Raw genomic sequence first — 7,106 nt, 5'->3', positions numbered from 1 at the left:
TGGTCTGGCATAGGTGCTTACCTCTGATACGCAAGGCATTCGTCCCTAACACTGAGAGGGATATGGTTAATAAATGGCTAACCTTGGCCTTAAGACCTTGATGGCGAATAGCAAAGAGCCATAGGGGCAAGAGCCCGAAGTGATGCAATGAGCCGGGCGACATTCACCCGCCTTCACCGGCTGGTGGGAAGCCTTGGGCCCTTCGAGAGCGTACGGTGCCACCTCCGAAGGGTCATGAGACGATATTCAAAGGTGCGCTAGATGTCTTGAGGGAGCCGTACACGGCTTCGCCCCAGCCAAAGGCGCTGGGAACCTATCAGTTCAAGGGGCATCTAATCCACGCCGCTCTTACGGGGGCTTTCACTGGGAAGAACAATCATGCTTCGGACCATCAGCATAGCTACTGTCCTGACCCTCGCGGTCGCTGGGCCCGCTTTCGCCCGCCAATGCCCTCAGGACATGGCTGCCATCGACAAGGCTCTGCCGACGGCGCAAATCTCAGCCTCCGAAAAGCAGCAGGTTATGGATCTGCGCAAGAGAGGCGAGGAGGCCCATAGCGCGGGCAATCACCCGGAATCGGAGAGACTTCTCGATCAAGCCAAGAAGATCCTGAAAATCTGAGGTCATCGTTTGCGGGTTCACGGCACTGTGGACCCGTTTTCCAGTGAACTCGGTTGGGGTGCGCTGAAGAATGGGCTGTGGCTAGTCCGTAAAGGCTCGCAGGTGTAATGAGCAGGCGTGACCTTTCCCAGGCTCTTAGGCTGAGTTCCCCCGAGGACCGCGCTAGAGGCTTCTCCCCATCACTACCGGTTTTTATAACAAGTGCACGTGGCTTTGAATCGTTTGTCCAGAATGGGCCTATGCCAAGAGTGTGGACCCGAGATTTCCGTTTCAAACATCAACGTGATTGTTTCAAAGCCAAGTGCTGGCGTGTCATGTAGACCTCTTCACCCGTTCCCTTGCGGCGTTGCGGCGCTAGAAGGGCGGGTGCGATTGGACTGCCGCGGAGAACTTCTGGCCCCTGCTCGCTGGCAGTCATGATAGGTATCGTAACAGCCTGAAGCAGAGGCAGTGCGACGATTCCAGTAACGAGGACAAGCAGCGCAATGATGAGTTCAGCCCGCCCGAAGGCTGCCCTTCTGGTATGAAAAGCGACGCTGCTTCCCGGGCGTTTGGAAGGATCGATGCCCAATCTGACCTGGAGCTGAGCGGCGTTGTCGTTCACTGCGTCTGGCGGCCGGAGCTTCAGGCGAGCCAAAGGCATTAGCCCGTACGAGCATGCCTTATTGGTACAGGCCGAAATCACGACACTCATTTGTCAGCCTCCCTATGAGGTTTTTCGTGAGTGTACGTTCGTTGCTCAATTCAGGCTCTTGCCCGAAGGGGTAACTCCGGCGCTCCAACGGATTATCTGCCCCCAAGTTCTCGCTCTTAGGCAACCTGAAAGGCGCGGCGGGCTCGTTCGCGGATCTCGTCCAACTCGTCTTGCAGGGTGTTGATCTGCCCTTCCAGTTCCTCGAAGGAAGAGCATGGGGGTGTGATGAACAGGCGCCCGTCCTCACGCTGGGAGTAGCGGGTTAGGGCAATCGTAACGGAAACCGGAGTGTTCGGAGTTCCAAATCGGATCTCGAGTTCAAAGGCCTTCAGCAAATCCATGATGCGCCTCCTTCAGACCTAGGTTGAATTCTGGAGCGCAAACGACCACTGCTCGTAGGTATGCTCAGTACGAACCCGGAACGGGTAACCCTAGGTAGCGGTTAGCCTTCCCATCCCCTGATTGGGAGCGAAGCCGCATCCCCACCCGCATCAGCGAAGGCGGGTGGGGTGAAGCAGTCAATCGCGTGAACGTGAGCGTTTCTATCTGGAAGGCATGACTTCGGCGGAAATGTAATAGGCATCCCAGTCGCGTCGGGGGTGTTCATGAACCGACATTCGTTCAGCTCGCCGGTCGTGGTTACAATCGAATCCGCACCCGGGCGGAAGCGGCAGTACGAGATCAAGGACCTCTACAAGGCAACGGCCATAATGCGATGGTATGGCCTAAAGGCAGTCACCGACCTTCGCACTATGCAACCTGGAGTTTGGCTAATCGCTGCTGCGGCCTTGGCAAGGGCGCGTGAGCATCCAGACCCCGACGCGATAGAACCTGCCCGTGCCATGTTTGAGGCCCTTGCAAGGGCAGCCGGCATTCTAGCAGGCCTGTAGGGGACCAGGGCGCATCCCCGCCTGCGTCAGCGGAAGGCAGGGTGTGGTGCAGCGGTTGCGATGGATCGTTCAACCTCACCTGGAGCAGCAAGGCCAATTTGGGCGAGCAGCATTCGACCAAGTGGCGTCAAGCTCATTGAGCTTGCCCTCATCATACCTGTCTCGGCATCGAATTCAGGCAATTCACCCTTTTGGGCGCCTTGAAACTCGCCCTAAGGAGCCCGAGGCGAAGTAGCTCCGTGCGAGAGAGTTCATATAGGGCAGCGGCTTCCATCTCGTCTTGACTTGAACCCATGTGAGTTGGGATCGGCCTGAGAACAGCCTTATGACGCTCGGAATACGAGTCATCAAAGTGGTTCCTGCGAAGATAGCTGGCGAGGATGATGATTTGGTCGTCCACCTGAGCAAGTGGTGCTGTCAACTTCGCGTCGAACAGACAAAGCTGCGCTCTGGGGCCCATCGAGCCGGTTCATATTAGCCCAGAAGGGCAGCACCCGTCGCATCAAGCCAAGCGACAAAGGCGCGATCGCGGACGTCGCGGTACTCGTTGGCGGAAAGACGGTGACGGCGAAGTTGGAAGTGATTGTGGATCAGGCTGTGAGTGGCGGAGAACCTTTGGGCATGTCGAACTGATTTGAACCGCTTCATTTGGCGCTCTCGCCGCCTAATCGGTTGGTGCGAAACCTCGCAGCAGTTGTTAAGATAGCGACTCTGCCAGTGTTCGACGCTTGGCAAGATCTCGCACTTCGCGGCACCATAGAATCCAAGTTTATCGGATACGATCACCCGCGGTACATAACACAAGCCATACAGCAGCTTGCTCAAGAAATGCTTGGCGGTCTTCTTGCTCCGGCGGTTCTGAACCAGAACGTCAAGCACGTTGCCGTGCTGATCAACGGCTCGCCAGAGACAATGCAGATTGCTTCGGATCCGGATGAGCACCTCATCCAGGAACCACTCGTCGCCGGGTTGCGGCCGGCGCCGCTTGTGGCTGTTGGCGTAGGTCTGCCCGAAGCGCAGGCTCCATTCACGGATGGTCTCGTAGCTGACCAAGATGCCTCACGCCATCAGGATCAACTCGACTTCGCGTAAGCTCAGGCTGAAGCAGTGTTGATGATTCCGGCCGGGAAGCGGAAGCCTCGGCAGAGGTTGGAAGTTATGCTCATGCCCGAAACCCTGCCACAGGCTTCGGCCTAAGCCAACTTGACAGTACCGCGCCAGTGACTAGGGGCTGCCTGACTAACGATCAAACACAAGTCGAACTCTTCCATAGCGCGATCCTGAAGCTCGGCGTATCTTATCGGCTTGATCCAGGCTCCTGCGAGGGACGATCACCATGACCGAGGATCGAGCCGATCGGCAGTATGAGTTTTACCCCCAGCAGTACACACGCTTTGGAAGCGATATCTCGGCCGAGATCCGGCGCGAGGTCTATGGAGAGGACCTAGGTCAACTGGGGTGGCGGACCCTTGACGAACAGGCCCAAATCGCTGAGCTGTTCAGTCGTTCCAGCCCCTGCCATGTCCTTGATGTCGCCTGCGGATCTGGCGGGCCCTCTCTCGCGCTTGTCGCCTCGACCGGCTGCACATTGACCGGCATTGACATCGAGGCCTCCGCCATTGCACAAGCGCAGCGTCTCGCATCAGAGCGCAGACTCTCTGACAAAGCTCGCTTCCTCACACTCGATTGTCGGAACTCGCTGCCTTTCGAGAATGCCTCGTTTGATGTGGTAGTCTGCATTGATGCAGTGCTTCATCTTGGGGATCGGTTCGCGATTCTGGCCGATTGGGCGCGATTGCTGCAGCCCGGGGGCCTGTTACTCTTCACCGATGCCGCCGTTCTAACGGGAGCCGTCTCAATGGACGAACTCGAAATTCGAGCATCACAAGGAGACTTTTTACTTGTGCCACCAGGACTGAATGAAACCGCAGTGGCCGCAGCCGGTCTCGTGCTGCAACGCTGTGATGATCGGACTCGAGCCACCGCAGATCTTGCAACCCGGTTGCATGCGGCGCGGGAAAGGCGCTCCTCTGAGTTAGCAAAGGTGGAGGGCTTGGAATGGTTCTCGCAACGCCAGAACTTCCTCGCGGTGACGGCTAAGTTGGCATCCAGCGGCCGGCTATCGCGATTTCTCTACATAGTCGAAAAGCCTGCCATCGCACATGTGTGAACTGTCCTCGATCAACCTCTAGATGGCGTTGCCACATCAATCAAGTAAGGATCATTTTGTCCGCGTTCCTTGCTTGTCTAAGTCATTGAAACGCATAAACGGGCAGCGGCCCTGTCACGGGAACTTGTACGACGCGAAGTCGGACCTGATTGCGCTCTGCCTCCGGCTGCTGCGGTCGCGTGCGGCCGGAGATCAGGTAGCGCTGGAGGTTGAAGGTGTTGTGAGCGGCAGCATCGGCGGAGAGGAAGCGCTGGACTGACCCGGCCGACTTGAAGAGTTGCATCTTCCGTTCGCGTCGTCGTACCGCCTGATGCGAGTTCTCGGTCCGCTTGTTCTTCCGCAAACCTTGCTCATGACGGGCTGGTAGACCCAGTTGCCGTCGTGCGCTCCATAGGACCGTAGCTTGTCCGTTACGAGCCACCCGGAGCATAGCCCTGGCTCTTCAGCAGTTTGCGCATGAGCTTCAGGGCTGCAGCTTTGTCCCGGCGCGGCTGGGCGAGGACGTCCAGGAACTCGCCTTCGCTGTCAACCGCTCGCCAGAGATACATGCGTCATCCCTGGATCGAGACCGCCATCTCATCCAGATGCCACGTACCGGTGGGCCGAGGCCACAGCTGGCGCAGCTGCGGTGACACGAGCGAAGTGGTCCAGCCGCTGTGTTAGTCTGGCCGGCAAATTTCCTTGGGGGCTCAGGGAGGTTTGTCATGCGGAAGAAGCGCTTCTCGGTGGAGCAGATCGTGGCGGTCTTGAAGCAGGCGGAGCTCGGCCTGCCGGTGGCGGATCTGATCCGGCAGGTCGGCATCTCGGAGCAGACATTCTATCGCTGGAAGGAGCAGTATGCGGGCCTCGAGTCGGATCAGGTGCGGGAGCTCAAGCAGGTGGTCGAGGAGAATGCCCGGCTCAAGCGGCTGGTCGCCGAGCTCAGCCTCGACAAGGCCGTGCTGCAGGATGTGCTGTCAAAAAAGTTCCCCGGCCCGCGCTCCTGAAGCAGGTGGTGCGCTACGTGCAAGCGTCCCACGGCTACAGCGAGCGGCGGGCCTGTGCCCTCACACGCCAGCATCGCTCGACCCAGCGCAAGCCGCTCCGGAAGGATCCGCGCTTTGAGCTGCGTCAGCGCATGCACGAGGTCGTCCGCACGCGGGTGCGCTATGGCTACCGGCGCGTCCACATCCTGCTCAAGCGCGAGGGCTGGACGGCCGGCCGCAATCTCGTCTACCGGCTCTACTGCGAGGAAGGATTGGCCTTACGCAGCAAGCAGCCGCGGCGGCGCAAGATGGTCGTGCAGCGACAGGCACGCTGCCAACCTACGCGCCCCAACGACGCCTGGAGCCTCGACTTCGTCCATGATGCGCTCAGCACCGGGCAGACGTTCCGGACTCTGATGGTGATGGACGTGTTCACCCGCGAGGGCTTGGCGATCGAGGTCGGACAGCGGCTGCGGGGCGAGCACGTGGTCGAAGTGTTGAACCGGTTGGTGCGCCAGCGCGGAGCGCCGCAGTACCTGTTTGCTGACAATGGCGCGGAGTTCACCGGTCACTTGGTGGACCTGTGGGCGTATCATCACGGCACCCGCATCGACTTCTCCCGGCCGGGCAAGCCGACCGACAACGCGCATATCGAGACATTCAACGGCAGCTTACGGGACGAGTGCCTGAACCTGCACTGGTTCGAGAGCATCACGGAGGCCAAGCGGATCATTGAGGCCTAGCGGAGGGAATACAATGAGAGCCGTCCTCACATGGGTCTTGGAAACAGAACACCGCAGGAATATGCTTTGCGGATAAGCCCTTCGCCACTAGCGCAGGGCTCAGGAGCCGGCGAAAGCTAACGCTGAGCCTAGACCACCAAACCCAAGCGCTTCAGCCAATCGCTCCATTGACATTCCAACCGGACCACTCAGTGGGGGCGGGTCATAGCCTAGAGGATGGGAAGCATTACAAGTCGCTCAAGCGGCACGTGGGCAAGCTGGGCCTGACGCCTGAGGGTTATCGCGCAAAGTGCGGCTTGCCCAAGGATTATCCTATGGTTGCTCCAGCCTACGCTGCCAGACGATCCGAATTAGCATAGAGCATGGGCCTTGGTCAGCAGCGCTCGAAGTCAACCCAGGCGAGAGCCGCTACCGACGCTGCTGTGAAGAGTGCTCCCGCGAAAGCGCCTGCCAAGCGCGGACGGAAGAAGGCTTCTGCCTGAGAGCACGGTCGAAAAACTGCGAGAGGCCGCTCTGGATGAGCGGCCTTTTTGTTGCTCCAGTGCTGCTTCACGGTGAAACCGCCTAGGGCCATCCGGTTTAGATTGCCTGACCGGTAGACCGGGGCCGCTGCTCCTATCGCGAGAGGATGACGTGACGATTGGAAGCCTTCGAGATCCTTTATGGTATCTGGCGATCATCTTCGGATGGCTGGCAATCATATCGCTCGGGGGTGCTGGGTACGCTGGCAGGAGGTTCCAAGCCCTCTTGAAAGCTCCCCTGACAGAGGAAGTGGAGCATCTAACCCATGTCTGGGAGCGGCGCGCCACTCATTGGATGAGGATTGGGCTGTCCATGTCAGCCCTTTCAATTCTCTATCTCGTATCATCCTTGATCGCGAGGTAACTCCACACTGTCGGCATCTGAGCGAGGCTGAACTCATCCTCTGTCAGCCGGAATGTATGGGATCATGCCCCTCTCGAACGCGATTTCCTGGACCTCGCGCGGCATGTCCCGGAGAGGACTTGTCACATTAACTGGTAT

Annotated in this window: 5 protein-coding genes and 2 pseudogenes; 4 read left to right on the top strand and 3 right to left on the bottom strand. The window is 58.8% G+C overall.

Features of this window, described 5'->3' with window-relative positions; all coding sequences use genetic code 11:
- Positions 1–378 precede the first annotated feature (378 nt).
- On the top strand, positions 379–621 hold the full coding sequence (locus AA309_RS31140; RefSeq protein WP_047192902.1) for a hypothetical protein: 243 nt from the start codon (positions 379–381) through the stop codon (positions 619–621).
- Between the two features lie 810 nt (positions 622–1,431).
- On the opposite strand, the gene AA309_RS31130 is transcribed toward AA309_RS31140, so the two are convergent.
- Complete coding sequence (locus tag AA309_RS31130; protein WP_052955140.1) at positions 1,432–1,656, bottom strand: hypothetical protein; 225 nt, start codon at positions 1,654–1,656, stop codon at positions 1,432–1,434.
- Between the two features lie 1,023 nt (positions 1,657–2,679).
- A complete protein-coding gene (locus AA309_RS31115; protein ID WP_244470561.1) occupies positions 2,680–3,258 on the bottom strand; it encodes an IS6 family transposase in 579 nt (192 codons plus the stop codon).
- Positions 3,259–3,541: 283 nt separating this feature from the next.
- Between AA309_RS31115 and AA309_RS31110 the strand changes: the two genes are divergently transcribed.
- Positions 3,542–4,375: an SAM-dependent methyltransferase gene (locus tag AA309_RS31110; RefSeq protein WP_047192899.1), complete on the top strand. Its 834-nt coding sequence runs from the start codon at positions 3,542–3,544 to the stop codon at positions 4,373–4,375.
- A gap of 82 nt (positions 4,376–4,457) precedes the next feature.
- On the opposite strand, the pseudogene AA309_RS37085 reads toward AA309_RS31110, so the two are convergent.
- Positions 4,458–5,001 (bottom strand): annotated as a pseudogene (locus AA309_RS37085) (IS6 family transposase); the annotation flags it as partial.
- 78 nt (positions 5,002–5,079) lie between these two features.
- On the opposite strand from AA309_RS37085, the pseudogene AA309_RS31095 reads away from it, so the two are divergent.
- Positions 5,080–6,203, top strand: a pseudogene (locus AA309_RS31095) (IS3 family transposase).
- Between the two features lie 71 nt (positions 6,204–6,274).
- Positions 6,275–6,442 (top strand): MucR family transcriptional regulator, encoded by a 168-nt coding sequence (locus tag AA309_RS37080; RefSeq protein ID WP_425286920.1) that lies wholly within the window; start codon positions 6,275–6,277, stop codon positions 6,440–6,442.
- Positions 6,443–7,106: the final 664 nt, after the last annotated feature.

The sequence above is a fragment of the Microvirga vignae genome, from assembly GCF_001017175.1.
GTDB lineage: Bacteria > Pseudomonadota > Alphaproteobacteria > Rhizobiales > Beijerinckiaceae > Microvirga > Microvirga vignae.
The sequence above is the reverse complement of the archived record's forward strand: the minus strand, read 5'-3'. Positions and strand labels throughout refer to the sequence as shown.

Excerpts from the sequence above, each read along its gene's own strand:
- AA309_RS31140 (WP_047192902.1), top strand. The coding sequence starts at position 379 with ATGCTTCGGACCATCAGCATAGCTACTGTCCTGACCCTCGCGGTCGCT.
- AA309_RS31130 (WP_052955140.1), bottom strand. The coding sequence starts at position 1,656 with ATGGATTTGCTGAAGGCCTTTGAACTCGAGATCCGATTTGGAACTCCG.
- AA309_RS31110 (WP_047192899.1), top strand. The coding sequence starts at position 3,542 with ATGACCGAGGATCGAGCCGATCGGCAGTATGAGTTTTACCCCCAGCAG.